Source organism: Bradyrhizobium sp. TM239 (assembly GCF_036247985.1).
GTDB lineage: Bacteria > Pseudomonadota > Alphaproteobacteria > Rhizobiales > Xanthobacteraceae > Bradyrhizobium > Bradyrhizobium ottawaense.
In genome coordinates, this window is the sequence record NZ_BTIR01000017.1 from 92,617 (window position 1) to 118,369 (window position 25,753).

Annotated in this window: 21 protein-coding genes; 9 read left to right on the forward strand and 12 right to left on the reverse strand. The window is 65.1% G+C overall.

The window, feature by feature from the left end:
- Positions 1-14: 14 nt before the first annotated feature.
- On the reverse strand, positions 15-569 hold the full coding sequence (locus AABA84_RS25990) for a c-type cytochrome (RefSeq protein WP_028142116.1): 555 nt from the start codon (positions 567-569) through the stop codon (positions 15-17).
- Positions 570-803: 234 nt separating this feature from the next.
- Here AABA84_RS25990 and AABA84_RS25995 point away from each other — a divergent pair, with 234 nt between their 5' ends.
- Complete coding sequence (locus AABA84_RS25995; RefSeq protein WP_028142117.1) at positions 804-1,544, forward strand: 3-deoxy-manno-octulosonate cytidylyltransferase; 741 nt, start codon at positions 804-806, stop codon at positions 1,542-1,544.
- A gap of 39 nt (positions 1,545-1,583) precedes the next feature.
- Positions 1,584-2,444 (forward strand): prephenate dehydratase, encoded by an 861-nt coding sequence (locus tag AABA84_RS26000; RefSeq protein WP_212245583.1) that lies wholly within the window; start codon positions 1,584-1,586, stop codon positions 2,442-2,444.
- Positions 2,445-2,574: 130 nt separating this feature from the next.
- Here AABA84_RS26000 and AABA84_RS26005 read toward each other — a convergent pair whose 3' ends face one another.
- Positions 2,575-3,591 (reverse strand): LLM class flavin-dependent oxidoreductase, encoded by a 1,017-nt coding sequence (locus tag AABA84_RS26005; protein ID WP_212245585.1) that lies wholly within the window; start codon positions 3,589-3,591, stop codon positions 2,575-2,577.
- Positions 3,592-3,987: 396 nt separating this feature from the next.
- Here AABA84_RS26005 and metF point away from each other — a divergent pair, with 396 nt between their 5' ends.
- Positions 3,988-4,908, forward strand: coding sequence for a methylenetetrahydrofolate reductase [NAD(P)H] (gene metF / locus AABA84_RS26010; protein WP_338313600.1), 921 nt, complete (start codon positions 3,988-3,990; stop codon positions 4,906-4,908).
- Between the two features lie 6 nt (positions 4,909-4,914).
- On the forward strand, positions 4,915-8,766 hold the full coding sequence (gene metH / locus AABA84_RS26015; protein ID WP_338313601.1) for a methionine synthase: 3,852 nt from the start codon (positions 4,915-4,917) through the stop codon (positions 8,764-8,766).
- 895 nt (positions 8,767-9,661) lie between these two features.
- Here metH and AABA84_RS26020 read toward each other — a convergent pair.
- Positions 9,662-10,291 carry a glutathione S-transferase family protein gene (locus tag AABA84_RS26020; RefSeq protein WP_338313602.1) on the reverse strand — a complete coding sequence of 210 codons (630 nt, stop codon included), beginning with the start codon at positions 10,289-10,291 and terminating at the stop codon, positions 9,662-9,664.
- Between the two features lie 149 nt (positions 10,292-10,440).
- Between AABA84_RS26020 and AABA84_RS26025 the strand changes: the two genes are divergently transcribed.
- Positions 10,441-10,845, forward strand: a complete 405-nt coding sequence (locus AABA84_RS26025) for a DUF6636 domain-containing protein (protein ID WP_338313603.1) — start codon at positions 10,441-10,443, stop codon at positions 10,843-10,845.
- 37 nt (positions 10,846-10,882) lie between these two features.
- Here the strand turns inward: AABA84_RS26025 and AABA84_RS26030 are convergent, their stop codons facing one another.
- The 9 genes from AABA84_RS26030 to AABA84_RS26070 all read right to left on the reverse strand — a co-directional run bounded on the left by AABA84_RS26030 (position 10,883) and on the right by AABA84_RS26070 (position 22,289).
- Positions 10,883-11,533: a HepT-like ribonuclease domain-containing protein gene (locus AABA84_RS26030; protein WP_212245601.1), complete on the reverse strand. Its 651-nt coding sequence runs from the start codon at positions 11,531-11,533 to the stop codon at positions 10,883-10,885.
- On the reverse strand, positions 11,530-11,943 hold the full coding sequence (locus AABA84_RS26035; protein ID WP_212245603.1) for a RusA family crossover junction endodeoxyribonuclease: 414 nt from the start codon (positions 11,941-11,943) through the stop codon (positions 11,530-11,532). The genes AABA84_RS26030 and AABA84_RS26035 overlap by 4 nt, the downstream gene beginning before the upstream one ends.
- A 58-nt stretch (positions 11,944-12,001) precedes the next feature.
- Positions 12,002-13,507, reverse strand: a complete 1,506-nt coding sequence (glpK, locus tag AABA84_RS26040; RefSeq protein WP_338313604.1) for a glycerol kinase GlpK — start codon at positions 13,505-13,507, stop codon at positions 12,002-12,004.
- A gap of 221 nt (positions 13,508-13,728) precedes the next feature.
- Positions 13,729-14,502 carry an SDR family NAD(P)-dependent oxidoreductase gene (locus AABA84_RS26045; RefSeq protein ID WP_338313605.1) on the reverse strand — a complete coding sequence of 258 codons (774 nt, stop codon included), beginning with the start codon at positions 14,500-14,502 and terminating at the stop codon, positions 13,729-13,731.
- Positions 14,503-14,629: 127 nt separating this feature from the next.
- The gene (gene pimD, locus AABA84_RS26050) at positions 14,630-15,772 is read right to left on the reverse strand and encodes a pimeloyl-CoA dehydrogenase small subunit (RefSeq protein ID WP_338313606.1); all 1,143 of its coding nucleotides are present in this window, start codon (positions 15,770-15,772) and stop codon (positions 14,630-14,632) included.
- A gap of 132 nt (positions 15,773-15,904) precedes the next feature.
- Positions 15,905-17,095 carry a pimeloyl-CoA dehydrogenase large subunit gene (pimC, locus tag AABA84_RS26055; RefSeq protein WP_212245608.1) on the reverse strand — a complete coding sequence of 397 codons (1,191 nt, stop codon included), beginning with the start codon at positions 17,093-17,095 and terminating at the stop codon, positions 15,905-15,907.
- A gap of 16 nt (positions 17,096-17,111) precedes the next feature.
- Entirely contained in the window at positions 17,112-18,299 is a 1,188-nt protein-coding gene (locus tag AABA84_RS26060) for an acetyl-CoA C-acyltransferase (protein WP_212245610.1), read from the reverse strand.
- The gene (gene pimA / locus AABA84_RS26065; protein ID WP_338313607.1) at positions 18,296-19,972 is read right to left on the reverse strand and encodes a dicarboxylate--CoA ligase PimA; all 1,677 of its coding nucleotides are present in this window, start codon (positions 19,970-19,972) and stop codon (positions 18,296-18,298) included. The genes AABA84_RS26060 and pimA overlap by 4 nt, the downstream gene beginning before the upstream one ends.
- A 220-nt stretch (positions 19,973-20,192) precedes the next feature.
- Entirely contained in the window at positions 20,193-22,289 is a 2,097-nt protein-coding gene (locus AABA84_RS26070) for a 3-hydroxyacyl-CoA dehydrogenase NAD-binding domain-containing protein (protein WP_091955910.1), read from the reverse strand.
- 131 nt (positions 22,290-22,420) lie between these two features.
- Here AABA84_RS26070 and AABA84_RS26075 point away from each other — a divergent pair, with 131 nt between their 5' ends.
- The 4 genes from AABA84_RS26075 (at position 22,421) to AABA84_RS26090 (ending at position 25,753) form a co-directional block, all read left to right on the forward strand.
- Positions 22,421-23,287 (forward strand): IclR family transcriptional regulator, encoded by an 867-nt coding sequence (locus AABA84_RS26075; RefSeq protein WP_212245614.1) that lies wholly within the window; start codon positions 22,421-22,423, stop codon positions 23,285-23,287.
- Between the two features lie 66 nt (positions 23,288-23,353).
- On the forward strand, positions 23,354-24,151 hold the full coding sequence (locus AABA84_RS26080; RefSeq protein WP_212245616.1) for an ABC transporter ATP-binding protein: 798 nt from the start codon (positions 23,354-23,356) through the stop codon (positions 24,149-24,151).
- Entirely contained in the window at positions 24,148-24,861 is a 714-nt protein-coding gene (locus AABA84_RS26085) for an ABC transporter ATP-binding protein (protein WP_018318824.1), read from the forward strand. Before AABA84_RS26080 ends, AABA84_RS26085 begins: the two co-directional genes overlap by 4 nt.
- Positions 24,862-24,874: 13 nt before the next feature.
- On the forward strand, positions 24,875-25,753 hold the full coding sequence (locus tag AABA84_RS26090; RefSeq protein WP_212245619.1) for a branched-chain amino acid ABC transporter permease: 879 nt from the start codon (positions 24,875-24,877) through the stop codon (positions 25,751-25,753).

Genomic DNA, 25,753 nt, shown 5'->3' on the forward strand with positions numbered 1-25,753 from the left:
GGGTTCTTGAGGCCTTACTTCGACGCGGTCGGCAGCGGCTGAGGATGCTCCGACAGCGAGTTCAGATAGGCAATGACGTCGGCGCGCTCGGAATCCTTGGCGATACCGGCGAAGCCCATCGCGGTGCCCGGGATGAAGCCCTTCGGATTGGCGATGAACTTGTTGAGGTCGTCGAATGTCCAGGTACCGCCCTTGCCCTTCATGGCCGCGGAGAAGTTGAAGCCGCCACGACCCTCGCCCCTCTTCTCGCCGACGACGCCATAGAGGTTCGGACCGACGCGATTCGGGCCACCCTTCTCGAAGGTGTGGCAGGCGCCGCACTTCTTGGCGGCGGAGGCGCCCTTTTCGACGGAGGCCGTCTGGAGCAACTTTTCGATCGGCTCGGAGGCCGCGGCGGCAGCGCCGCCTTCCTTGCCGTGGCCGGCATCTTCCTTCACGGCGATCTCGAAACCCGGCTTCTCGAGCGGCTTCGGCGTGAACAGCGCGTTGGCGGTGAAGCTCGTCACCAGCAGAAGGAGACAGGTGCCGAGCACTGCACCGAGAATCTTGTTGAGTTCGAAAGAGTCCATTTCCGGCCAGGCCCCACACCGCAAGAAGAATCGAGCGGCCGGGCGGCCGCCAGGACGAGCCTCGGGAGAATCAAGCGTTCCCTATCGTTTCCCCGAGTTTTGCCATTGAGATATCGGTTTGCCCGGGGTCTGGCAACCCGTATAAGCGACCCGGCTTTCGGGCCGTCCCCACCCCATTTCCCGGCGCGGAAAACGCCCCGTTTCCAGGCTCTTGACCCCAGACCTTTGAACCCAATGATCGATCCCCGCATCCTGGTGCTGATCCCGGCCCGCATGGCCGCCACCCGCCTGCCCGGCAAGCCGCTCGCCGATATCGCGGGATTGCCGATGATCGTGCACGTGCTGCGCCGCGCCGAGGCCGCCGGCATCGGCCGGGTCGCGGTCGCAACCGATACGCCCGAGATCGCTTCGGTCGTGACGGCCCATGGCGGCGAGGCCGTGATGACCAGCCCCACACACCCCTCCGGCTCCGACCGCATCCACGAGGCCATGCAGAAGCTCGATCCGGACGGCAAGGCCGAGATCGTGGTCAATCTGCAGGGGGATTTCCCGACGATCACGATCGACAACATCCGCGAGGTGCTGCCGCCGCTGCAGGACCCGGCCGTGGACATCGCGACACTGGCCTCGCAGATCCATACCGAGGAGGAGGACCTCGCCCCGAGCGTCGTGAAGGCGATCGGAACCTCGCTCGGCGGCAAGCGCATGCGTGCACTTTATTTCACCCGCGCGACCGCGCCGACCGGCGACGGACCGCGCTACCACCATATCGGCCTCTACGCCTATCGCCGCGCCGCGCTGGAGCGTTACGTTTCGCTGCCGCCCTCGCCGCTGGAATTGCAGGAGAAGCTCGAACAGCTCCGGGCGCTCGAGGCGGGAATGCGCATCGACTTCACCATCGTCGACACCGTCCCCCGCGGGGTCGACACGCCGGCGGACCTGGAAACCGCCCGCAGCATCCTTTCCAAATCCTGAGCCGCTGTTACAAGGCCGACCCAGGAGCACTTTTAAGACATGAGCAAGATGAAGATCGCATTCCAGGGCGAGCCCGGGGCCAATTCCCACATCGCCATCGTCGAGGCCTATCCCGACGCCGAGCCGATGCCCTGCGCCACCTTCGAGGACGCGCTGTCGGCGATCTCCTCCGGCGAGGCCGATCTCGGCATGATCCCGATCGAGAATTCGGTCGCCGGCCGCGTTGCCGACATCCATCACCTCTTGCCGGCCTCCGGCCTCTTCATCATCGGTGAATGGTTTCTCCCCGTTCGGCATCAGCTGATGGCGGTGAAGGGCACCAAGCTCGACGACATCAAGAGCGTCGAGAGCCATGTGCACGCGCTCGGCCAGTGCCGGCGCATCATCCGCAAGCTCGGCATCAAGCCGATCGTGCATGCCGACACTGCCGGCAGCGCTCGCGACATCTCCGAGCGCAACGACAAGACGGTGGCCGCGATCGCCTCGCGCCTCGCCGCAAAGATTTACGGCCTCGACATCCTCACCGAGGACATCGAGGACGAGGCGCACAACACCACGCGCTTCGTGGTGCTGGCGCGCGAGCCGAAATGGGCCGCCCAAGGCTCCGGCCCGCTGGTCACGACTTTTGTGTTCCGGGTGCGCAATTTGCCGGCCGCGCTCTACAAGGCGCTCGGCGGCTTTGCCACCAACGGCGTCAACATGACCAAGCTCGAGAGCTACATGGTCGACGGCAATTTCTTCGCCACGCAGTTCTACGCCGACGTCGACGGCCACCCCGATGACACCGGCCTTGCCTTCGCGATCGAGGAACTGAAATTCTTCTCGCGCGAATTCCGCATCGTCGGCGTGTATCCGGGGCATCCGTTCCGGGCCACTTTCAGTGAGTCGAAGCAGGATTAGTCTCGTGTCCCGGACGCGCGAAGCGCGAGCCGGGACCCAGAAAGTTGCGATCTCCGGAGGCGCGATGGGCCCCGGCTCTGCAGCGCACCGCTGAAGGAGCGCTGCGCTGCGTCCGGGGCACGAGCCCGGCTTACGCTTCTCTTGCCGCCAATCCGAACGCCTCCGCCAGCAGCGAATACGACCTCTTCCGCGCCTCGTGATCGTACACCGCCGTGATCACCATCAGCTCGTCCGGCTTGCTCGCGTCGATCAGCGGCTGCAGCTTCTTCTGCACCGTCGCGGGGCTGCCGACGAACAGGCGGGAGCGGTTGCGGAGGATCGAGGTGCGCTCGGAGTCGGAGTAAGGATAGGCCAGCGCCTCCTCGACGCTCGGCAGCGGCAGATATTGACCGCGATCACGCCGCAGCCGGTTGAGGTCGAACGAGCTGGCGAGCCTTTCGGCTTCCTCATCGGTATCGGCGGTGATGACGGCGACCGCGAGGATCGCGTGCGGGCTCGCGCGCCAGGCCGAGGGCTGGAAGCGGTTGCGGTAATGCACCATCGCGTCGATCGCATCGTGGGACGCGAAGTGATGGGCGAAGGCGAAGCCCATGCCGACCTGCGCGGCGAGCTCCGAGGAATAATCGCTGGAGCCAAGCAGCCAGATCGGCGGCAGTCTGGTGTCGTCGGGCATGGCGACGACGTTGTGGTAGGGGTGGCCTGCGGGGAATTCACGGGTCTCCCACAGAATCAGCTCGTGCAGCCGCTCCAGGAAATCATCGCCCTCGCGGCGGTCGAGCCGGCTGCGGAGCGCATAGGCGGTGGCGCCGTCGGTGCCGGGCGCGCGGCCAAGGCCGAGGTCGATGCGGCCGGGAAACAGCGCCTCCAGCATCTTGAAGCGCTCGGCTACCACCAGCGGCGCATGATTGGGCAGCATCACCCCGCCGGAGCCGACGCGGATATGCTTCGTCACCGCCGCGATCTGGCCGATCATGACGTCGGGCGCCGGGCTCGCGACCGAGGCGAGGTTGTGATGCTCGGCGAGCCAGTAGCGGACATAGCCGAGCCCGTCGACATGGCGCGCCAGGTCGATGCTGTTGCGCAGCGCCGCGGCGGGCCTGGTGCCTGTGGTGACGACGGAGAGGTCGAGGACTGAGAGCGGGATCATGGCGCGCTAACCTAGTGGAGGACCGCGCGGCGACAATGGGGCAGCTGCGCAGATCTGGCGTGTGCAGGCCGCGAGCCCCTGCAGTCGACCGAAGCAAGGCGGTGGGCCAAAAGAAGTCCATACAACACCTCCTTCATATTGCCCACCCACTGCATCCGCTTCTGCCGGCCCTCATTTTTCGCCAATTCATTGAAATAACTAACTTATTTTTGATTCACGGTATCCCACTCAAATTGATAGACGTTCAATAATTCATCTATTGTTGACAGAAGTGGGCCATTTCCCATCTCTGATGGGCTGTCGATCAGACCGCCTTTGCCCTATCTTGGGCTCTCCCAAGCTGGACCTGACCGTCGGCCGCCAGGATCTGGCGACACATCTGGAGCGAGTGGTGCCATGACCGATCTGACGATTCCTGCCCGAGCCAACGGGCAAGACGGGCACATGAAGCGGCCTGCGATCTCCTTCGAGTTCTTTCCGCCCAAGACGGAAGATATGGAGCGCAATCTCTGGGAGACAATCAACCGGCTCGCCCCGCTCGACCCGAAATTCGTCTCGGTGACCTATGGCGCCGGCGGCTCGACCCGTGAGCGTACCCATTCGACCATTGCCCGCATCCTGAAAGAGACCGCGCTGCTGCCGGCGGCGCACCTGACCTGCGTCGGCGCCTCGCGCGGCGAGATCGACGAGATCGTCGACCGCTATCACGAGGTCGGGGTCCGCCACATCGTCGGCCTGCGCGGCGACCCGGCCGGCGGCATCGGCACGCCCTATTCCAGCCATCCCGACGGCTATCAGAGCTCGGCCGAGCTCGTCGCCGGGATCAAGAAGCGACACGCCGATATCGAGGTCTCCGTCTCGGCCTATCCAGAGAAGCACCCCGAGGCGCGCGATTTCGACGACGACATCGACACGCTTCAGGCCAAGGTGGACGCCGGCGCGACCCGCGCGATCACCCAGGTGTTCTTCGACAACGACCTCTACTTCCGCTATCTCGACCGCGTCCGCGCCCGCGGCATCGACATCCCGATCGTGCCGGGCATCATGCCCATGCACAATTTCAAGCAGGCACGCAATTTCGTCACCCGCGCTGGCACCACCGTGCCGGACTGGTTCGCCGCGAAATTCGAAGGCCTCGACGAGGACGCCGAGACCCGCAAGCTGGTGGCCGCCACCGTCGCGGCCGGCCAGGTGCAGAAGCTCGCCAAGCACGGCGTCGACACCTTCCACTTCTACACCATGAACCGCGCCGATCTCGTGTTCGCGATCAGCCATTTGCTCGGCATCCGCGCCAAGAGCGCCCAGAAAGCGGCCTGAGACAACATGACCGTACCTGTTTCCGCGAAACGTACTGCCCTGCTGAACGCCGCGCGCGAGCGCATTCTCGTGCTCGACGGCGCCATGGGCACGATGATCCAGAACCTCCAGTTCGACGAGGCCGCCTTCCGCGGCGAGCGGTTCAAGGATTTTCATCGTGACCTCCGCGGCAACAACGATCTGTTGATCCTGACCCAGCCGCAGGCGATCGAGGACATTCACGCGGCGTATTTGCGCGCCGGCGCCGACATCGTCGCCACCAACACCTTCTCGACCACCTCGATCGCGCAGGCCGATTACGACCTCACCGACATCGTCTACGAGATGGCGTGCGAAGGCGCCCGCCTCGCCGGCAACGCCGCACGCCGCGTCGAGGCCGAGGACGGCAAGCCGCGCTTCGTCGCCGGCGCCATCGGCCCGACCAACCGCACCGCCTCGATCTCGCCCGACGTCTCCAATCCCGGCTACCGCGCCGTCACCTTCGACGATCTGCGCAAGTCCTATGGCGAGCAGATCAACGGCATGCTCGACGGCGGCGTCGACCTCTTGCTGGTCGAGACCATCTTCGACACGCTGAACGCCAAGGCGGCGCTCTACGCTATCGCCGAGATCACCGAAGCGCGCGGCATCGACATGCCCGTGATGGTGTCGGGCACCATCACCGACAAGTCCGGCCGCCTTCTGTCGGGCCAGATGCCGGAAGCGTTCTGGAACTCGGTGCGGCACGCCAAGCCCGTGACCATCGGCTTCAACTGCGCGCTTGGCGCCGAAGATCTGCGCGCGCATATCGCCGATATCGGCCGCGTCGCCGACACGCTGGTTTGTGCTTACCCGAACGCCGGCCTGCCCAACGAATTCGGCCAGTATGACGAGACGCCGGAGTATATGGCGCGCCTGGTCGGCGAGTTCGCTGCGTCCGGCCTCGTCAACATCGTCGGCGGCTGCTGCGGCACCACGCCGGAGCATATCGCCGCGATCGCGGCTAGCGTCGCTCCGCACAAGCCGCGCATCGTGCCGGAGATCGAACCGCGCCTGCGGCTCTCCGGCCTCGAGCCCTTCATCTTGACCGACGCGATCCCGTTCGTGAACGTCGGCGAGCGCACCAACGTCACCGGCTCCGCCCGTTTCCGCAAGCTGATCACGGCCGGCGACTACACGGCGGCGCTGCAGGTCGCGCGCGACCAGGTCGAGAACGGCGCGCAGATCATCGACGTCAACATGGACGAGGGCCTGCTCGACTCCGAGGCCGCGATGGTGACGTTCCTCAATCTCGTCGCCGCCGAGCCCGACATCGCCCGCGTCCCCGTGATGGTGGACTCCTCCAAGTTCTCGGTGATCGAAGCCGGCCTGAAATGCGTGCAGGGCAAGCCGATCGTCAACTCGATCTCGATGAAGGAAGGCGAGGAGAAGTTCATCTTTGAGGCCAAGATCGCCCGCCGTCATGGCGCGGCTGTGGTCGTGATGGCGTTCGACGAGGTCGGCCAGGCCGACACGTTCGCGCGCAAGACCGAGATCTGCAAGCGCGCCTACGACATCCTGGTGAACAAGGTCGGCTTCCCGCCCGAGGACATCATCTTCGATCCGAACGTCTTCGCGATCGCGACCGGCATCGAGGAGCACAACAATTACGGCGTCGACTTCATCGAGGCGACGCGCTGGATCCGCCAGAACCTGCCCGGCGCGCACATCTCGGGCGGCGTCTCCAACCTGTCGTTCTCGTTCCGCGGCAACGAGCCGGTGCGCGAGGCGATGCACTCGGTGTTCCTGTATCATGCCATCAAGGCCGGCATGGACATGGGCATCGTCAATGCCGGGCAGATGATCGTCTATGACGACATCGATGCCGAGCTGCGCCAAACTTGCGAGGACGTCGTGCTCAACCGCGACCCGGGCGCGTCCGAGCGCCTGCTGGCACTCGCCGAAAAATTCCGCGGCAACAAGACCCAGACCAAGGAAGCCGATCTCGCCTGGCGCGAATGGCCGGTCGCGAAGCGGCTGTCGCATTCGCTGGTGCATGGGATCACCGAGTTCATCGAGCAGGACACCGAAGAGGCCCGCAAGGCGTCCTCGCGTCCGCTCGACGTGATCGAGGGCCCGCTGATGGCCGGCATGAACGTGGTCGGCGACCTCTTCGGCGACGGCAAGATGTTCCTGCCGCAGGTGGTGAAGTCCGCGCGCGTGATGAAGCAGGCGGTGGCCTGGCTGATGCCGTTCATGGAGGAAGAGAAGGCGCGCAACGCCGCGAACGGCATCGGCACGGAAGGCTCCTCCTCCGCGGGCAAGATCGTGCTCGCGACCGTGAAGGGCGACGTCCACGACATCGGCAAGAACATCGTCGGCATCGTGCTCCAGTGCAACAATTACGAGGTCATCGACCTCGGCGTGATGGTGCCCGCCGCCAAGATCGTCGAGACCGTGAAGGCGGAGAAGGCCGACATCGTCGGTCTCTCCGGCCTGATCACGCCCTCGCTCGACGAGATGGCGTTCTTCGCCGGCGAATTGCAGCGCGAGGGCCTCAAGCTGCCGCTCCTGATCGGCGGCGCCACCACAAGCCGCGTGCACACCGCAGTCAAGATCGACCCGAGCTATCGCGCCGGCCCCGTCGTGCATGTCAACGACGCCAGCCGCGCCGTCGGCGTTGCCTCCTCGCTGCTCTCGCCCGAGAAGCGCGAAGCCTATGCCGCCGAGGTGCGCGCCGAATATGCCAAAATTTCGGACGCGCATCTGCGCGCGCAGGCCGACAAGAAGCGCCTGAAGCTCGCGGCAGCGCGCGCTAATCGGGTGCCGGTCGATTTTGCCAAGAGCAAGCCGGTGAAGCCGACCTTCCTCGGCATCCGCAGCTTTGACGACTACGATCTCTCCGAGCTGGTCGATTGCATCGACTGGACCCCGTTCTTCCAGACCTGGGAACTTGCGGGGCGCTTCCCCGCCATCCTCGACGATTCCAAGGTCGGCGAGGTCGCGCGCTCGCTCTATGACGACGCGCGCAAAATGCTCGACACTATCGTCAAGGAAAAGTGGTTCCGAGCGCGCGCGACGATCGGCTTCTGGCCGGCGAACGCGGACGGCGACGATATCGCTGTTTATGCCGACGAGAGCCGGACCAAGAAGATCGCGACGCTGCACACGCTGCGCCAGCAGCTCGAGAAGCGCGAGGGCCGCTTCAACGCGGCGCTCGCCGACTTCGTCGCGCCCGCGGGCGTGCCCGACTATGTCGGCGGCTTCGTCGTCACGGCAGGCATTGGCGAGGATGCGGTCGCCGATCGCTTCAAGATGGCCAATGACGATTACTCCTCGATCCTGTGCAAGGCGCTGGCCGACCGTCTCGCCGAGGCCTTCGCCGAGCGCATGCATGCCCGCGTGCGCCGCGAGTTCTGGGCCTACGCGCCGGACGAGACGCTCTCCAACGACGAGCTGATCCTCGAGAAGTATCAGGGCATCCGCCCCGCGCCGGGCTATCCCGCGCAGCCCGACCACACCGAGAAGGCGACGCTGTTCGAGCTGCTCGATGCGGAAGCAACCTGCGGCGTGAAGCTGACCGAGAGCTTTGCGATGTGGCCGGGCTCCTCTGTGTCCGGGCTCTATTTCGCCAGCCCCGAAAGCTATTATTTCGGCGTCGGCAAGATCGAGCGCGACCAGGTCGAGGACTACGCCGCGCGCAAGGGCATGACGATGGCCGAGACCGAGCGCTGGCTCGCGCCGGTGCTGAACTACATCCCGTCGCGAGAGGGGACCGACAAGGCCTTTGCGGCCACGCCGGCGAACGACGAGACCTCGAAAGACCTCGCTTCGCATCCGCCGGGCTGCACCTGCGCCGTGCACCTCGTTTGGCAGAAGAAGCGCGCGGGGGCGGGATAGGCGCGCGCGCTCTCTCCCCTTCATGGCGAAGGCCTCCGTGTCCCGGACGGCGCGGCATCGCGCAAGCGATGTGGCGCCGAGCCGGGACCCAGGAGCCGCACGGCACGCGGCAAGGTGGGCCCCGGCTCTGCAGCGCACCACCCCGGACGATGCTGCGCATCGCCGGTCCGCTGCGCTGCGTCCGGGGCACGAGTCCTTTGTTCAATAGACACACCTTTGCATCCCCGCGGCGTTTCCGCCCGAGCTTTGCTCTCCGCGTCACGCCCTCATAGCGAAAGGGCGCAGGGAAGGCCGGGCGCCGGCTGGCACCCAAAATCCGTCGTGCGATGAGATGCACACGCAATGCACAACGGATCAACAGGTGAAGCCGAAACGTCCGGCCTTCCCTGCGCGATGTTTGACGGCGTATGGCGCGCTCTCCCCGGAGACGAGTTCCTGCTTGCCTCCGTCACCTCGCGGATTGACGGCGCGCTTCGCCCGGTCGGGCTACGCGCACCTCCGCAAGGCTTGGCTGTAGCAACGACAGCCAGGACCACGCGATTTGGCCGTACGCATCAGCGCCGTTCGTCCGCACGCCGCGGGATCTCACGGGGTTCATCCCGCCCTGCTCCCGCCTTTCGTGCACGACGCTGCCGCGTCCACCGCTCCCCGATCCGCGGCTCGTTGCGACGTACGACCGCCCCTTTCGCCGGATCAGGATGGGCGACACATACGCCGAAACCGAATTTCGGTAAAGTGGAATATTTTCGCGACGGTGGGTTGACAGAAGGCGACACAGCCACGATGGCGTAGCCCGGATGGAGCGCAGCGTAATCCGACGCCGTGCAAGATGCCGGCGAGCGGCCCCGGATTGCGCTGCGCTCCATCCGGGCTACGAAGATGGCCGATCGCGGCCTCACCCCTTCGGCGGGGCCAGCGGCTGCACGATCTCCTGGAACGGCGCCAATGCCTCGCAGCGATCGGCATGTGCCGCGAGCGCCGGATAGCCCGACGCATCGAACAGCTGCGGATGCGCCTCGCGGGTGAAGCGGACGACGCAGGCAACCGCAATGTCGGCGTGGCCGATCCGATCGCCCAGCCAATACGGCGTCGTCACCTTGGCGCGCTCGGCCTCGAGCACGGCGAGCACGTCGCCAATCTGCGCCTGGCAACGCTCGACCCACAGCGCAAGCTGCTCCTTTCGCAGCACGCGCTCGTAGAGCAGGCTCACCGCCTTGTCGCCGAGACCGGAAGCGAGCGCGCAGATGCGCAAATGCCTGCGCCGCTCGGCGCCGCTGCGCGGCAGCATCGCCTTGTCCTCGCCGACGCGCTCGTCGAGATAGTCCAGAATGATCGTGCTCTCGATCAGCGCCTCGCTATCATCCAGCACCAGCGTCGGCACGCGCCGCAGCGGATTATAGGGCGCGATCTTGTCGGCATCGCCGAAGGTCGACCACGGCTTGTGCTCGAAGGCGAGCCCGTAAAGCCGCAGCGCAATCGCAACGCGGCGGACGAAGGGGGAGTCGTATTGGCCGATCAGGAACATGGTTCTCGCTCTTCCAGCGGTTGGACACGGCAGGGCCGTCCAATTCATCGCCAATGCAGGCAGATCGCAACAGATATCTAGGAAGGAGAGCATTGCGCTCCCCGCAACAAACGGGAATCAATGCGCGGTCGACCAGCCGGGAGTCTGCCATGTTCTTGCGATCCTTCACTGTCCTCGCCCTGCTCGCGGCTGCGAGTAACGCCCACGCGCAGGACCGCCCGATCGGCTTCCTGACGCCGTCGAAGAACATCGTCTGCCAGTTCAACGGCCAGGGCGTGCTCCGCTGCGACATCATGAACATGGAGAGCCGCCCGCGCCGGCCCGCCGATTGCGAGCTCGACTATGGCCATGCCTTCGAGATGAGTGCGAAAGGCGCTGCAGGACGCATCTGCGCCGGCGACACCGTGATGGACGCCTCGCTGCCGGTGCTGGCCTATGGCGAGGTGTGGCAGCGCGCGGGGTTTACGTGCCGGTCGGAGCAGACGGGACTGACGTGCTTCAACGCCATGCAGCACGGGTTTTCGTTGGCAAGGGGGAACCAGGAGGTGTTTTGAGGAGCGAACACGGCCTCAATCGACACCAATCGAGCCTTCAATGCGCGCCCTGAGCTTCCTTGCTATTTGCAAGCGAAGACAGAATTTTGACAAACGATTCAATCTGCGGTCGGGTGACCGCGACACTAAGCTCCCCATGGACGAACCTGTTTCTCATATCTGCAAATTTTCGAAGTTCATCAGCCTCGTCGGGCGTAATGTGCCCTTCCGTCGCCAAGCCCTGAATTAGTCGACCCGGTGTTTGAGGTCGGCGGAATTCCTTTGCCATAAGAGTCCGTCCAATTGCCTCTAGCGTAGCCCAAGACGTGAGCATCGCCGGCTCAACAAACCCAGAATCAAGTAACTCTGAGATTTCCTTCAGGCGCGCCAAAATTGCCTCGCGGCTCTGAGGCACAAGCCCATCTTGCGTTTCGCTTGGGTTCACCCAAACAACGCGAAACTCCCAACGATCTTGCCCCTCAAAGCGCCTAGCCAAATCTTTGAGAACGTTTTCTGCACGACCGCTTCTATGTTTAATCTCGATCACGAGATTCTTATCGTCGCGCAGCGCTATGACATCAGGAACGTATGCCCCCAAAAAGGGAGGCAACAATTGCTTACCAGGATTCACGAAGACGTCGTATCCCTCAGACTTCAAATCGGGGACCAAACGTTCCAGCACCACGCTTTCGCTTGCTTCTAGGCTCATCGCAAGTCCTCGAAGGGATCGTTCGACACACGTATATATAGAACCGGCTGTTGGCCGTTGATAGCCTCAATCAACAAATCGGTTGGATTGGAAAAACTAAATATACTACCTGGTTCAAATTTTTGAACAACGATCCGTTCCACCTGCCGATCGTCGACGAATACGTGACGGCACATTCCGTCAAGGATTAGTTTCACGATGTTGTCCACGTCTCCCTGCATCGGCTCCGGCGGAAAGTAGAAGATCGTCACGGCCATGCGTTCGAGCGAAGCAAAATGGGGGCTCGGAAGGGCGAGCGAACTGGCTTCTTTCACACGGCCTTTCCACTGATCCTTCGCGATCGGGTTTTGCGAGGAAAGCGAAACCGGCGTGCCGTTCAACAGAAACTCGATAGGAAAAACAATCTCCATCCCAAGCACCAGCAAACACCCGAGGATACATTATCTATCGCAACCTCTGGCTGAAGCGCTACCCCTCCCCCTCGTCGCTCGCCAGCACGCCCTTCACCGCCCTCGCCCAGCCCGCCAGCTTCCGCTCGCGCGTGGCCTGGCTCATGTTCGGCTTGAAGCGGTGCTCGAGGCGCCAATTGTCGGCGAACTTTGTGGGCTCGGGATAGACGCCGGCCTGGAGGCCGGCGAGGTAGGCGGCGCCCAGCGCCGTGGTCTCCTGGATCACGGGGCGATCGACCGGCGCGTCGAGGAGATCGGCGAGGCGCTGCATGGTCCAGTCGGAGGCGGTCATGCCGCCGTCGACGCGGAGCACGACGCTGGCGGTCTCCGAGCTTGGCCAGTCGGCGCGCATCGCGGCCCAGAGGTCGAACGTCTGGTAGCAGACGCTTTCGAGTGCGGCGTGGGCGAGTTCGGCGGGGCCGGTGTTGCGGGTGAGGCCGAACAGCGCGCCGCGGACGCGCGGATTCCAATAGGGCGCGCCCATGCCGACGAAGGCGGGGACGAGATAGACGCTCTGCATGGAGTCCGATTGATCCGCCAGAGGTCCGGTTTCGGCGGCGTGCTTGATGATGCCGAGGCCGTCGCGCAGCCATTGCACCGCTGAGCCGGCAACGAAGATCGAGCCTTCGAGCGCGTAGGTGCGTTTGCCATCGAGCTGATAGGCGACCGTCGTGAGGAGCTTGTTCTTGGACACCACAGGCGTCGTGCCGGTGTTGAGCAAGGCAAAACAGCCGGTGCCGTAGGTGGACTTCATCATGCCCGGGCGGAAACAGGCCTGGCCGATGGTGGCGGCCTGCTGGTCGCCGGCGATGCCTGAGATCGCAATCGCGCCGCCAAACAGATCGGGCGTGCTTTCGCCGAAGCGGGCCGAGGAGTCCTTCACCTCGGGCAGCATCGAGCGCGGCACGCCGATGATCTCGAGCAGCTCGTCGTCCCACTGTCCGGTGTGGATGTTGAACAGCAGCGTGCGCGAGGCGTTGGTGGCGTCGGTGGCGTGCACCTTGCCGCCGGTGAGGCGCCAGAGCAGGTAGCAATCGACCGTGCCGAACATCAATTCGCCGCGCGCCGCGCGCGCCCGCGCGCCGGGGACGTGGTCGAGGATCCAGGCGACCTTGGTGCCGGAGAAATAGGGATCGATGATCAGGCCGGTCTTTTGCGAGATCACGGGCTCGCGGCCATCGGCTTTCAGTTTCGCGCAGATGTCGGCGGTGCGGCGGTCCTGCCAGACGATCGCGCGGTGCACGGCCTGCCCGGTGGCGCGGTCCCACACCACGGTGGTCTCGCGCTGATTGGTGATGCCGATCGCCGCGATGTCCTTCGCGGTGATGCCGGCCTGCTCGATCGCCTCGCGGCAGACCATCACCGTCGAGGTCCAGATGTCCTCGGGCTCGTGCTCGACCCAGCCCGAGGCCGGAAAATGCTGCGGAAACTCCTGCTGCGCCTTCGCCGTGATGGAAATATCGCCGCGAAACACGATCGCGCGCGAGGAGGTGGTGCCCTGGTCGATGGCGAGGACGAAAGACATGGCGGCTTACCCTTGGCGTTGCCCTGGAGGGGTCATTGTGTTGCGGCAAAGGGAGCGGATTGGAGACGGAAGGTCAAGGTTGGTCTCGTGCCCCGGACGCAGCGCAGCGCCTTGGCGGTGCGCTGCTGAGCCGGGGCCTACAGCCAAACGAACGGAGACATGGGTCCCGGCTCTGCGTCGCGTCATTTCATGCCGCGACGCGTCCGGGACACGAGACCCGCCTACACCGCCGCCGTGGTCACGCCGCCGTCGATGACGATGGTCTGGCCGGTCATGAAGCTCGAGGCGTCGGAGGCGAGGTAGGCGACCGCGCCGGCGATTTCGTCGGGTTCGCCGATGCGGCGCAGCGGCGTGGTGGCGGTGCGGCGCTTGAGGTTGGCTTCGTCTTCCCACAGCGCGCGGGCGAAATCGGTCTTGACGAGGCCGGGCGCGATGCAGTTGACGCGGACGCCTTTCGGGCCCCATTCGCCGGCGAGCGAGCGGCACAGCGCGAAGTCGGCCGCTTTCGAGATGCCGTAGGCGCCGATCACGGTGGAGCCGCGCAGGCCGCCGATCGAGGAGATGATGACGACGGAGCCGCCTCCGCGCGCGGCCATCCCAGGAATCGCGAGCGCGGAGAGCCAGATGTTGCTCTTGACGTTGCTTCCCATGATCTTGTCGAAGGCCTCGTCGGTGATGTCGAGCAGCGGGCCGTAATACGGATTCACCGCGGCGTTGCAGACGAGGATGTCGATCTTGCCGTAATGCTTCGTGGCGCCCGCGATCAGCGCCTCGACCTCTTCCTTGCGCGCGATGTTGCAGGGAATGACGGTGGCATCGCCGCCGGAAGCAATGATGCCGTCGGCGACCTCCTTGCAGGCATCCGCCTTGCGCGAGGACACCACGACCTTGGCGCCGAGCTTGGCGAGCAGCTCCGCCGAGGAGCGGCCGATGCCGCGGCTGGAGCCGGTGACGACCGCGACCTTGCCGGTGAGATCGAACGGGGTGTTTTTCATTGTCGGCTCCTTCTTCCTGGTCATTCCGGGGCGCGCATAGCGCGAACCCGGAATCCATTTCACCGCGCGTATTGCCGCCCGATGGATCCCGGGTTCGCGCTACGCGCGCCCCGGGATGACAGCGAGGCTAGATCAACCCGCCACCGTCCGCGACGCGGCGCTGGTGGTAGTCGGTGTCGCCGAACGAGTTCTCGATCATGGTCAGGCGCTTGAAGTAGTGGCCGATCTTTGCCTCCATGGTCATGCCGATGCCGCCGTGAAGCTGGATCGCCTGCTGGCCGACGAATTTCAGCGACTTGCCGATCTGCACCTTGGCCGCGGCGATCGCGTTCGAACGCTCCTTCTCGTTCTCGAAATCGTTCGCCATGGTCGCGAACATCGACATCGACCGCGCCTGCTCGGCCGCGACGAACATGTCGGACGCCCGGTGCTGCAGCGACTGGAACGAGCCGATCGCGACGCCGAACTGCTTTCGCGTTTTGATGTACTCGACGGTGGTCTTGAGCGACTCGTCCATCAGGCCGACCGCCTCGGCGCAGAGCGCGACGCGGGCTTCATCGACGACACGCTCGATCAGCGCCAGCGAATCCTCGGGATTGCCGAGCACGGCATCGGGACCGATTTCGACACCGGTGAGCGTGATGTCGGCGGCGTGCAGGCCGTCCTGGGTCGGGTAGGACTTCTTGGTCACGCCCTTGGCATTCGCCGGCACCAGGAACACGCCGATCCCGGCCTTGTCACGACGCTCGCCCTTGGTGCGCGCGGTGACGATCAGGGTGTCGGCATTCTCGCCGTTCAGCACGACGAACTTCTCGCCGTCGATGACGTAAGCCTCGCCCTTCTTCTTCGCGGTGGTCGCGACGTCGAACAGATCGTAGCGCGAGTTCTTCTCGAGCTGGGCGAACGCCAGCGTCTTGCTGCCGTCGATGATGCCGGGCACGTGCGCGGCCTTCTGCGCGTCGGTGCCGGCATGGCGCAGGAAGCCGCCGCCGATCACGACCGTTGCCAGATACGGCTCGAGCACCAGCGCCTTGCCGAGCGCTTCCATCACGATCATGGTCTCGACGCCGCCGCCGCCGAAGCCGCCATCGGCCTCGCTGAAGGGCAGGCCGAGCAGGCCCTGCTCGGCGAGCTTGAGCCAGACCGCTTTGCTCCAGCCGCCCTTCTCCTTCATGTACTTCTTGCGGCTCTCGAAATCGTAGGAATCGGTCAGCAGGCCGTCGATGCTGTCCTTGAGAAGCCGCTGCTCCTCGTTCAGATCAAAATCCATGTCTTTGGTTCCTCGTACCCGAAATTATCTGGCTTCGTCATCCCGGGGCGCGCGCAGCGCGAGCCCGGGATCCATACTCCCGATCGTGGTTATGGATTCCGGGCTCGCGCGATGCGCGCCCCGGAATGACGCCTAGAGTCCCAGCACCGCCTTGGCGATGATGTTGCGCTGGATCTCGTTGGAGCCGCCGTAGATCGAGACCTTGCGGTTGTTGAAGTAGCTCGGCGCGATCTGGGCGGTCCAGTCCATGGCTTCGTTCGAGCCGTCGTCGCCGTGCACGTCGTAGGGCGCGGCGAACGGGCCGATCACTTCCATCAAGAGCTCGGTGGTGGTCTGCTGGATCTCGGAGCCCTTGATCTTCAGCACCGAGGAGGCCGGATTGGGCTTGCCCTTGCCGTGCTTGCCTTCGTCGGCGACGACCCGGAGCTGGGTGAGCTCCAGCGCCTTCAGCTCGATCTCGCACGCGGCGAGCTTCTCGCGGAACGCGGCGTCCTGGATGATCGGCTTCCCGCCGGATTCCACCTTGCCGGCGAGATCGCGGATGCGGCGCAGCCGCTCCTTGGAGACGCCGACGCGGGCGATGCCGGTGCGCTCATTGCCGAGCAGGAATTTGGCGTAGTCCCAGCCCTTGTTCTCCTCGCCGATCAGATTCTCGACGGGCACCTCGACGTCGTCGAAGAATACCTCGTTGACCTCGACGCCGCCGTCGATGGTCTGGATCGGGCGCACCGTGACGCCTTTCGACTTCATCGAGAACACGATGAAGGAGATGCCCATCTGCTTCTTGGCGTTGTTGTCGGTGCGGCAGAGGCAGAAGATCATGTCGGCGTGCTGGGCCAGCGTGGTCCAGGTCTTCTGGCCGTTGATGATCCACTTGTCGCCCTTGCGCTCAGCCTTGGTCTTGAGCGAGGCAAGGTCGGAGCCGGAGCCGGGCTCCGAAAAGCCCTGACACCACCAATCGTCGACATTGGCGATGCGCGGCAGATACTGCTTCTTCTGCTCCTCGTTGCCGAAGGTGTAGATGACCGGGCCGACCATGCTGACGCCGAAGGCGAGCGGCTGCGGCGCCGGATAGGACTGCAGCTCCTCGTTGAAGATGTAGTGCTGCACGCTGGTCCAGCCGGTGCCGCCATATTGCTTGGGCCAATGGCTGACGCCCCAGCCCTTCTTGTTGAGGATGCGCCACCAATTCACCATCTCGTCCTTGCCGAGGTGACGGCCCTCGACCATCTTGCGCCGCGTGTCCGGCGGCACGTTGTCGCGGAAGAACTGCCGCACTTCCTCGCGAAACGCCTGCTCTTCCTTCGTGAATGCGAGATCCATCGGATCCTCCTGTGAATTACTGCAAAATCTCGAACAAGCCGGCCGCGCCCATGCCGCCGCCGACGCACATGGTGACGACCGCATATTTGGCCTTGCGGCGGCGGCCCTCGATGAGGGCGTGGCCGGTGAGGCGCGCGCCCGACATGCCGTAGGGATGGCCGACTGCGATCGCGCCGCCGTCGACGTTGATCTTGTCGGGGTCGATGCCGAGCTTGTCACGGCAATACAGCACCTGCACCGCGAAGGCTTCGTTCAGCTCCCAGAGGCCGATGTCGTCGACGGTGAGGCCGTGGCGCTTGAGCAGGCGCGGCACGGCGAAGACCGGGCCGATGCCCATCTCGTCCGGCTCGCAGCCGGCCGAGACGAAGCCGCGGAAGATGCCGAGCGGCTTGAGGCCGCGCTTGGAAGCTTCCTTGTCGCTCATGATCACGCTGGCGCTGGCGCCGTCCGAGAGCTGGCTGGCATTGCCGGCGGTGATCGAGAAACCTTCGCCGCGCACGGCCTTGAGGCCGGCGAGGCCTTCCGCCGTGGTCTCGGGGCGCGGGCCCTCGTCCTGCGACAGCGTGATGTCTTTCATCGACACGGCGCCGGTCGCCTTGTCGGTGACGGCCATCTGCGTCGTGATCGGCGCGATCTCCTCCTTGAACTTGCCGCCCTGCTGCGCGGCAGCTGTGCGGCGCTGGCTCTCCAGCGAATATTCGTCCTGCTTCTCGCGCGAGATGCCGTAGCGCTTGGCGACGATCTCGGCGGTGTCGATCATGGGCATGTAGACCTCGCCCTTGATCTTGAGCAGCGCGGGGTCCTGGGCGTGGAAGCCGTTCATCTTGTCATTCTGCACGAGGCTGATCGACTCCCCGCCGCCGCCGACCGCGATCTCGACGCCGTCGAAGAGCACCGAACGCGCGGCGAGCGCGATCGCCTGCAGGCCGGAGGCGCATTGCCGGTCGATGGTGGTGCCGGCGACGGTGACGGGCAGGCCGGCGCGGAGCAGCGCCTTGCGCGCGATGTTGCCGCCGGTCGAACCCTGCTGCAGCGCCGCGCCCATCACGACGTCCTCGATCTCCTTCGGATCGACTTTTGCGCGCGCGACGGCTTCGCCGATGGCGTGACCGAGCAGCGTCGCGCCCTCGGTGGCGTTGAGCGCGCCGCGATAGGCCTTGCCGATCGGGGTGCGGGCGGTGGAAACGATGACGGCGTCGGTCAAGAACGACCTCCTGGTTGCGTGGATTGTGACGGTTTCTGCTGCTGGCGCAATTCGTGGCGCGACAATTTTCCGACCGGCGTGCGCGGCAGGTCGTCGACGAATTCGACCTCGGCCGGCAATTCATGCTTGCCGACCTTCCCGGCGAGCTGCGCGCGCAGTTCGTCGAGCGAGAACGGCTTTGCGTCGGGCTTCAGCTTGATGAAGGCCTTGGCGGCCTCGCCGCGGTACTGGTCGGGAATGCCGAGCACGATCACCTCGTGCACGCCAGCAATGGTGTAGATCGCCTGCTCGATCATCTGCGGATAGACGTTGAAGCCGCCGGAGATGATCATGTCCTTCTTGCGGTCGACCAGGAAGAAATAGCCGTCGGTATCGACATAGCCGATGTCACCGGTGAGGAAGCGGCCGTCGACGAAGGCGTCCGTGGATCCCTCCGGCTTGTTCCAGTACCCCTTGGTGACGTTCGGGCCCTTGATGCGGATCTCGCCGACTTCGCCCGGCGACAGCACTTTTCTCGGGTCGTCCAGCGCGACGACGTCGAGCTCGATGCCGGGCAGCATCAGGCCGATCGAGCCGGGCTTCTCCGGCCCGGTGGCTGGATGACCGGTGCCGGGCGAGCAGGTCTCGGTCATGCCCCAGCCGCTGCGCAGCTTCTTGCCGACCTTGCGCTCGAAGAAATTGGCAATCTCCACGGGCAACGGCGCGCCGCCGGAGCCGATGGTGGCGAGCGAGGAAAAGTCGCGCTTGTCGAGGTCAGGGAGCGCGGCGATCGCGATCCACATCGTCGGCACGCCCGGAAAATACGTCGCGCGCTTGACTTCGATGTCGCGCATCACGGCTTCGACGTCGAAGCGCTGATGCAGCGAGATCAGATTACCGCGGCTGAGCGAGGACAGCAGCACCACGGTCAGCGCGTAGATGTGGAACAGCGGCAGCACGCAGATCACGCGCTCGACGACATCGCCGCGCGTAGCGCGCGATGGCTTGCCCCAGACGTCGTAGATCGACACCGCCGAGGTGAGATTGCCGTGGGTCAGCATCGCGCCCTTGGGCAGGCCGGTGGTGCCGCCGGTATATTGCAGCAACGCGACGTCGTCGGCCGTCACGGACGGCCACGCTGCAGGTGCGGTCGCGCCGTCGACGAAGGCCCTGAAGGTGACGATGCGGGGGTCGCTCGGGATCGGCGCCTGCGGGGTGCCGATCTTGCCCCAATTGTCGTCCTCGCAGACGACGAGCCGATCGATCAGCCCCTTCTCCAAAAACTTCAGCGCGGTCGGCAGCAGCGCCGCAAGGTTCGAGGTGACGAGCAGGCGCGAGCCGGAGTCCGAGATCTTGTGCGTCAGCGCGATCTCGCCGTCGAGCGGGGAGAGATGCGCGAGACGGGCGCCGGCCTTCAGCGCGCCGAAGAAATTGACGGGATGATCCGGCGAGTTGCCCAGGAACAGCGCGACGGACGTGCCCTTGCCGCAGCCGGCACGCAGGAACGCCGCCGCCGCACGCTCGGCCTGAGCTGCGAGCTCGGTGTAGGTGATCGGGCGATCGCGAAATTCCAGCGCGGTGCGCGGGCCGTAATCGGCGGCGGCTTTCGACAGCAGGTCGGGCAGCGAGCCCTGAGCGATGGGGTCGTCCCACCGCACGCCCTCGGGATAGAATTGTTCGCCGGGATGGGTCATTGGCGATCGATACTCTGCAAAGCGATAGCAGCCGGGTCGTGGGAGGCGGGCACCGGCGGATGGGCTCCCTCCCCCCTTGCGGGGGAGGGTTGGGGAGAGGGGTAGCCACAAACACTGACCTCGCCCGGGGCTACCCCCCTCCCTGACCCTCCCCCGCAAGGGGGGAGGGAACGGAGAGAGCGTCGCCCGGAGCGGGACATCGTTGCCACGGCGCGCCTAATCACGCCGCCTTCGACGCCGCCGCCAGCGAGGCGAACGTCTTGCCTTCGGCCGCGAGCTTCTTCAGCAGCGGCGCGGGCTCGAGGCTCGGATCGTTGGTCTCCTTGGCGTAGAAGGCGAGGCGATCGGCGATGTGCTTGAGGCCGACGCTGTCGGCCCAGAACATCGGGCCGCCGCGGTAGATCGGCCAGCCATAGCCATAGAGCCAGACCACGTCGATGTCGGAAGGACGCGCCGCGATGCCCTCTTCGAGGATCTTCGCGCCCTCGTTGATCATCGGGTACATCATGCGCTCGAGGATCTCGTCGTCGCTGACGACGCGCTTCTTGCGGCCGAGACGGGCAAGCGTCTCGTCGATCAGCTTCTCGACCTCCGGATCGGGCAGCGCCGAGCGGCTGCCGGCTTCGTACTTGTAGTAGCCCTTGCCGGTCTTCTGGCCGAAGCGGCCGGCCTCGCACAGCGCGTCCGCGATCTCCGACTTGATGCCGCGGTCCTTGCGCGAGCGCCAGCCGATGTCGAGGCCAGCGAGGTCGCCCATCGCGAACGGCCCCATCGGCATGCCGAACTTGGTGACGACCGCATCGACCTGCTGCGGCAACGCGCCTTCGAACAGCAGCTTCTCGGATTGCTTGCCGCGCTGGGCCAGCATGCGGTTGCCGACGAAGCCGTCGCAGACGCCGACCACAGCCGGCACCTTGGCGATCTTGCGCGCAATGTTCACCGCGGTGACCAGCGCATCCGGCGCGGTCTTGTCGGCGCGCACGATCTCGCACAGCTTCATGACGTTGGCCGGCGAGAAGAAGTGCATGCCGAGCACGTCCTGCGGACGCTTGGTCGACTTCGCGATCTCGTCGATGTTGAGATACGAGGTGTTGGAGGCGAGCACGGCGCCGGGCTTGACGTACTGGTCGAGCTTGCCGAACACTTCCTTCTTCACCGCCATGGTCTCGAACACGGCTTCGATGACGAGGTCGGCATCGCCGACATTCTCGATGCCGACGACGCCGTTGATCAGCGCCATGCGCTTGGCGGGCGCATCCGCCGGGATGCCGCCGCGCGCGGCGGTCGCCTCCCAGTTCTTCTGCATGATGCCCATGCCGCGCTTGAGCTGCTCCTCGCCGGTCTCGATCAGGGTGACGGGAACGCCGGCATTGGCAAAGGACATCGCGATGCCGCCGCCCATGGTGCCGGCGCCGAGGATGGCGACGCGGTTGACGGGACGCGACTTGGTGCCGTCAGGAACGCCCGCAATCTTGGCAGCCTCGCGCTCGGCGAAGAACGCATAACGCTGCGCCTTCGACTGATCGCTGGCGACGAGCTTCAGAAAACCCTCGCGCTCCTTCTTCAGGCCTTCGTCGAAAGGTAGGTCAATGGCGTAGCCCACCGCGTCGGCGGCAGCGAACGGCGCTTCCAGCCCGCGCGACTTCTTGGTCATGGCGGCGACAGCATTGGTGAAGATCGAGCGGTCGGCCTTGGCGGCCGCGATCTTGGAATCGTCGTCGCGCAGGCGCCGCAGCGGGCGCTTCTCGGCCAGCAGCTTGCGCACGAAGGCCTCGCCGCCCGATGCCGGCCCCTCGATGATTTCCTCGATCAGGCCGTTCTTGAGCGCTTCCGCCGCACCGATGGGATCACCGCCGACGATCATCTTGACCGCGAGCTCAGGCCCAACCGCGCGCGGCAGGCGCTGGGTGCCGCCGGCGCCCGGCAGAAGACCGAGCTTCACCTCGGGCAGACCGAGCCTGGCTTCCTTGACGGCGACGCGGAAATGGCAGGCGAGCGCGACTTCGAGGCCGCCGCCGAGCGCGGTGCCGTGAATCGCTGCGACCACCGGCTTCGGCGAGTTCTCGATCTCGGACAGCACGTCGTTGAGGGCGGGCGCCTTCGGCGGCTTGCCGAATTCGGTGATGTCGGCGCCGGCAATGAAGGTGCGGCCGGCACAGGTCAGCACGATGCCCTTGATGGCGGGATCGGCAATTGCGGCCTTGATGCACTCCAGGATGCCGCCGCGGACTGCGGCACTCAGAGCATTGACCGGAGGGCTGTCGACCGTGACGATCCCGACCTCGTCATGACGCTCAAGCTTGACCACTTCGCTCACGGTGTTCCCTCCTTGGTGGGGATGTACTTTTGTTCGATTTCGCGGTGCGGAATTTAATTCCGCATCTTGACGGCAGGGTTATTTTGAAGCACGTGGCTTGTCAACGACTCCGCGCAAGAAGCAGATCAGGGATGAAGCGTACAGGAAAGAAGCCTGCGACCGATCGGAATTTCGTCGTCGCGCTCTCCCGCGGACTGGACGTATTGCGCGCATTCCACCCCAATGACGGCCTTCTCGGCAATCAGGAGATTGCGGCTCGCACCAACCTGCCGAAGCCGACCGTGTCGCGGCTGACCTACACCTTGACCAAGCTGGGCTATCTTGCGCCGGTTCCCCGCTTCGAGAAGTACCAGCTCACACCCGCCGCGATGTCGCTCGGCTACGCCGCGCTCGCCAATCTCGGCGTTCGGCATTTGTCCGAGCCGTTCCGCGAGGACGTGATGCGCGCGACCGGCGGCGCCGTCGCCGTCGGCGGCCGTGACCGTCACAGCATGATCTATTTCGGGCAAAGCCGCGGCAGCGAGACCGTCGGGGTTCAACTCGACGTCGGCTCTCGCGTGCCGATTGCAACCAGCGCGATGGGCCGCGCCTATTTCTGGGCGCTCGACGACGCGGACCGCGCAGAACTGTCGCGCCTGTTGCGCGAACATTACGGCAGCCGCTGGCCCAAGATGCGCGACGGGCTGGAACGCTCCGGCGAAACCGTCGCGAAATACGGTTTTGCGATCTCCGTCGGCGACTGGCACGACGACATCGGCGCCGCCGGCGTCGCGCTCAGGCTCAACGACGGAACCGGTCCCTACGCATTCAATTGCGGCGCGCCCGCATTCCGCTTCACGGAAGAGCGTTTGATCAACGACATTGGACCGCGTCTCGTAGCGATGGTAAGGAACATCGAAGCGGCGCTCGGGGGACTGATGCCGCATTCCAAAAAAGACGTCAGCAAAAAGCTGAAATCAGGAGGGAAAGTTGCGCGTGTGGCCGAGGGATTCAGATAGCCTTTGTCATCACCGGGAGCGGTTCGCATCGCTCCCTCGCTCACCGAATGACGTGAGCGAGACGAGATGACGCAGGCACAGCTCGCGCAGGGGACATCGCCCCTGCTCGCGGTTCGCGACGTCAGCGTCGTGTTCGGCGGCATCATCGCGCTCAACGGCGTGTCCTTCGACATGCACAAGGGCCAGATCCTCGGCTTGATCGGCCCCAACGGCGCCGGCAAGACCACGCTCTTCAATTGCCTGTCCCGGCTGTACCAGCCGTCGTCCGGCGACATCCTGATGGAAGGCGCGAGCATTCTGACGCGGCCGCCGCACCGGATCGCCGAGATCGGCATCGGCCGCACCTTCCAGAACGTGGCGCTGTTTCCGAACCTCTCGGTGATGGACAACGTCCGCGTCGGCGCGCATTCGAAGACCTCGAGCGACATCATCAGCGACTCGCTCCGCCTGGCCTGGGTTCGCCGCAGCGAAGCCAGCGTCAACAAGAAGGTGCACGAGATCCTCGCCTATCTCGACCTCGAGGACGTCGCCCACACCGTCGTCTCCGGCCTGCCCTTCGGCACGCAGAAGCGCGTCGAGCTGGCGCGCGCACTCGCGGCCGATCCGAAGATCCTGCTGCTCGACGAGCCCGCTGGCGGCCTCAATCACGAGGAAGTCTACGTGCTCGGCGACCTCATTCGCCGCATTCGTGACGACCGGCACATGACCGTGCTGCTGGTCGAGCATCACATGGGCCTCGTGATGTCGATCGCCGACCATGTCGTTGCGCTGAATTTCGGCAAGAAGCTCGCGGAAGGCACGCCGGCCCAGGTGCAGGCGGACCCCGACGTCATCAAGGCCTATCTCGGGAGCAAGGACCAATGACGACATTGCTCAACGTCAAGGACCTGCGCGCCTATTACGGCCAGGTCCAGGCGCTCCATGGCCTGTCCTTCTCGCTCAACGAGGGCTCGCTCGTGACGCTGCTCGGGGCCAACGGCGCCGGCAAGACCACCACGCTGCGCGCGATCTGCAACATGGTGCGCTCCACCGGCGGTATCGAGTTCGACGGCAAGCCGCTGAACAACCGCTCTACCGAGAGCATCGTGCGGTTCGGCATCGCCCACGTGCCGCAGGGCCGCGGCACCTTCACCACCATGACGGTGGAGGAGAATCTCCAGCTCGGCGCCATCACCCGCAAGGACAGCGCCGGCATCGTCTCCGACATCGAGCGCATGTATGCGCATTTCCCGGTGCTGAAGCAGCGGCACACCCAGCAGGCCGGCACGCTCTCCGGCGGCGAGCAGCAGATGCTCGCGGTCGCCCGCGCCCTGATGCTGCGGCCGCGGCTGATGCTGCTGGACGAGCCCTCCTTCGGCCTCGCGCCGCTGGTGGTGCGCGACCTGTTCGGCATCCTCGGCAAGATCAACCGCGAGGACAAGGTGTCGATCCTGGTGGTCGAGCAGAACGCCCAGCTCGCGCTGGAGCTCGCCGACCAGGCCTATGTGATCGAGACCGGACGCATCGTGATGTCGGGCAATGCCAAGGACATCGCGAACAACGAAGAAATCCGCAAATCCTATCTGGGTTACTGAGGGAGCCGGGACAATGGAGCTGTTCACCAACCAGGTCCTGGCCGGCATTGCCACGGGCGCGATCTACGCCTGCATGGCGCTCGCCGTGGTCATGATCTACCAGGCCATCGACCATCTCAACTTCGCGCAGGGCGAGATGGCGATGTTCTCGACCTTCATCTCCTGGCAGTTGATGCAATGGGGCGTGCCCTATTGGGCTGCCTTCGTGATCACGCTGGCCTTCTCCTTCGTCGCCGGTATCGCGATCGAGCGGATCCTGTTCAAGCCGCTGGCAAAGGCGCCGGTGCTGACCAACGTCGCCGGCTTCATCGCGCTGTTCGCGATCATCAACTCCTCGGCCGGCTTGATCTGGGACTTCACCATCAAGCAGTACCCGACCCCGTTCGGCTCCGCCCCGTTCCTCGGGAGCCAGCTGATCTCGACCCACCAGGCCGGCATGATCGGCGTCACGGTGCTGCTGCTGATCGGGCTCTACTTCTTCTTCCAGTACACGCGGATCGGCCTCGCCATGCGGGCCGCCGCCTCGGTGCCTGAATCGGCCCGCCTGGTCGGCATCAACACCTCCTGGATGATCGCGCTCGGCTGGGGCATGGCAGCCGCGATCGGCTCGATCGCCGGCATGCTGATCGCTCCGGTCGTGTTCCTCGAGCCCAACATGATGGGCGGCGTGCTGATCTACGGCTTTGCCGCGGCGGTGCTCGGCGGACTGACCAGCCCGTTCGGCGCCGTGGTCGGCGGCTTCCTGGTCGGCATCTTCGAGAACCTCGCCGGCACCTACATCCCCGGCGTCGGCAACGAGCTGAAACTCCCGATCGCGCTCGCGCTGATCATCTCCGTCCTGGTCGTCAAACCCGCCGGCCTGTTCGGTCGGCATATCGTCAAGCGAGTTTGA

Coding starts and splice junctions, on each gene's coding strand:
- AABA84_RS25990 (WP_028142116.1), bottom strand. CDS start 569: ATGGACTCTTTCGAACTCAACAAGATTCTCGGTGCAGTGCTCGGCACC.
- AABA84_RS25995 (WP_028142117.1), top strand. CDS start 804: ATGATCGATCCCCGCATCCTGGTGCTGATCCCGGCCCGCATGGCCGCC.
- AABA84_RS26000 (WP_212245583.1), top strand. CDS start 1,584: ATGAGCAAGATGAAGATCGCATTCCAGGGCGAGCCCGGGGCCAATTCC.
- AABA84_RS26005 (WP_212245585.1), bottom strand. CDS start 3,591: ATGATCCCGCTCTCAGTCCTCGACCTCTCCGTCGTCACCACAGGCACC.
- metF (WP_338313600.1), top strand. CDS start 3,988: ATGACCGATCTGACGATTCCTGCCCGAGCCAACGGGCAAGACGGGCAC.
- metH (WP_338313601.1), top strand. CDS start 4,915: ATGACCGTACCTGTTTCCGCGAAACGTACTGCCCTGCTGAACGCCGCG.
- AABA84_RS26020 (WP_338313602.1), bottom strand. CDS start 10,291: ATGTTCCTGATCGGCCAATACGACTCCCCCTTCGTCCGCCGCGTTGCG.
- AABA84_RS26025 (WP_338313603.1), top strand. CDS start 10,441: ATGTTCTTGCGATCCTTCACTGTCCTCGCCCTGCTCGCGGCTGCGAGT.
- AABA84_RS26030 (WP_212245601.1), bottom strand. CDS start 11,533: ATGAGCCTAGAAGCAAGCGAAAGCGTGGTGCTGGAACGTTTGGTCCCC.
- AABA84_RS26035 (WP_212245603.1), bottom strand. CDS start 11,943: ATGGAGATTGTTTTTCCTATCGAGTTTCTGTTGAACGGCACGCCGGTT.
- glpK (WP_338313604.1), bottom strand. CDS start 13,507: ATGTCTTTCGTCCTCGCCATCGACCAGGGCACCACCTCCTCGCGCGCG.
- AABA84_RS26045 (WP_338313605.1), bottom strand. CDS start 14,502: ATGAAAAACACCCCGTTCGATCTCACCGGCAAGGTCGCGGTCGTCACC.
- pimD (WP_338313606.1), bottom strand. CDS start 15,772: ATGGATTTTGATCTGAACGAGGAGCAGCGGCTTCTCAAGGACAGCATC.
- pimC (WP_212245608.1), bottom strand. CDS start 17,095: ATGGATCTCGCATTCACGAAGGAAGAGCAGGCGTTTCGCGAGGAAGTG.
- pimA (WP_338313607.1), bottom strand. CDS start 19,972: ATGACCCATCCCGGCGAACAATTCTATCCCGAGGGCGTGCGGTGGGAC.
- AABA84_RS26075 (WP_212245614.1), top strand. CDS start 22,421: ATGAAGCGTACAGGAAAGAAGCCTGCGACCGATCGGAATTTCGTCGTC.
- AABA84_RS26080 (WP_212245616.1), top strand. CDS start 23,354: ATGACGCAGGCACAGCTCGCGCAGGGGACATCGCCCCTGCTCGCGGTT.
- AABA84_RS26085 (WP_018318824.1), top strand. CDS start 24,148: ATGACGACATTGCTCAACGTCAAGGACCTGCGCGCCTATTACGGCCAG.
- AABA84_RS26090 (WP_212245619.1), top strand. CDS start 24,875: ATGGAGCTGTTCACCAACCAGGTCCTGGCCGGCATTGCCACGGGCGCG.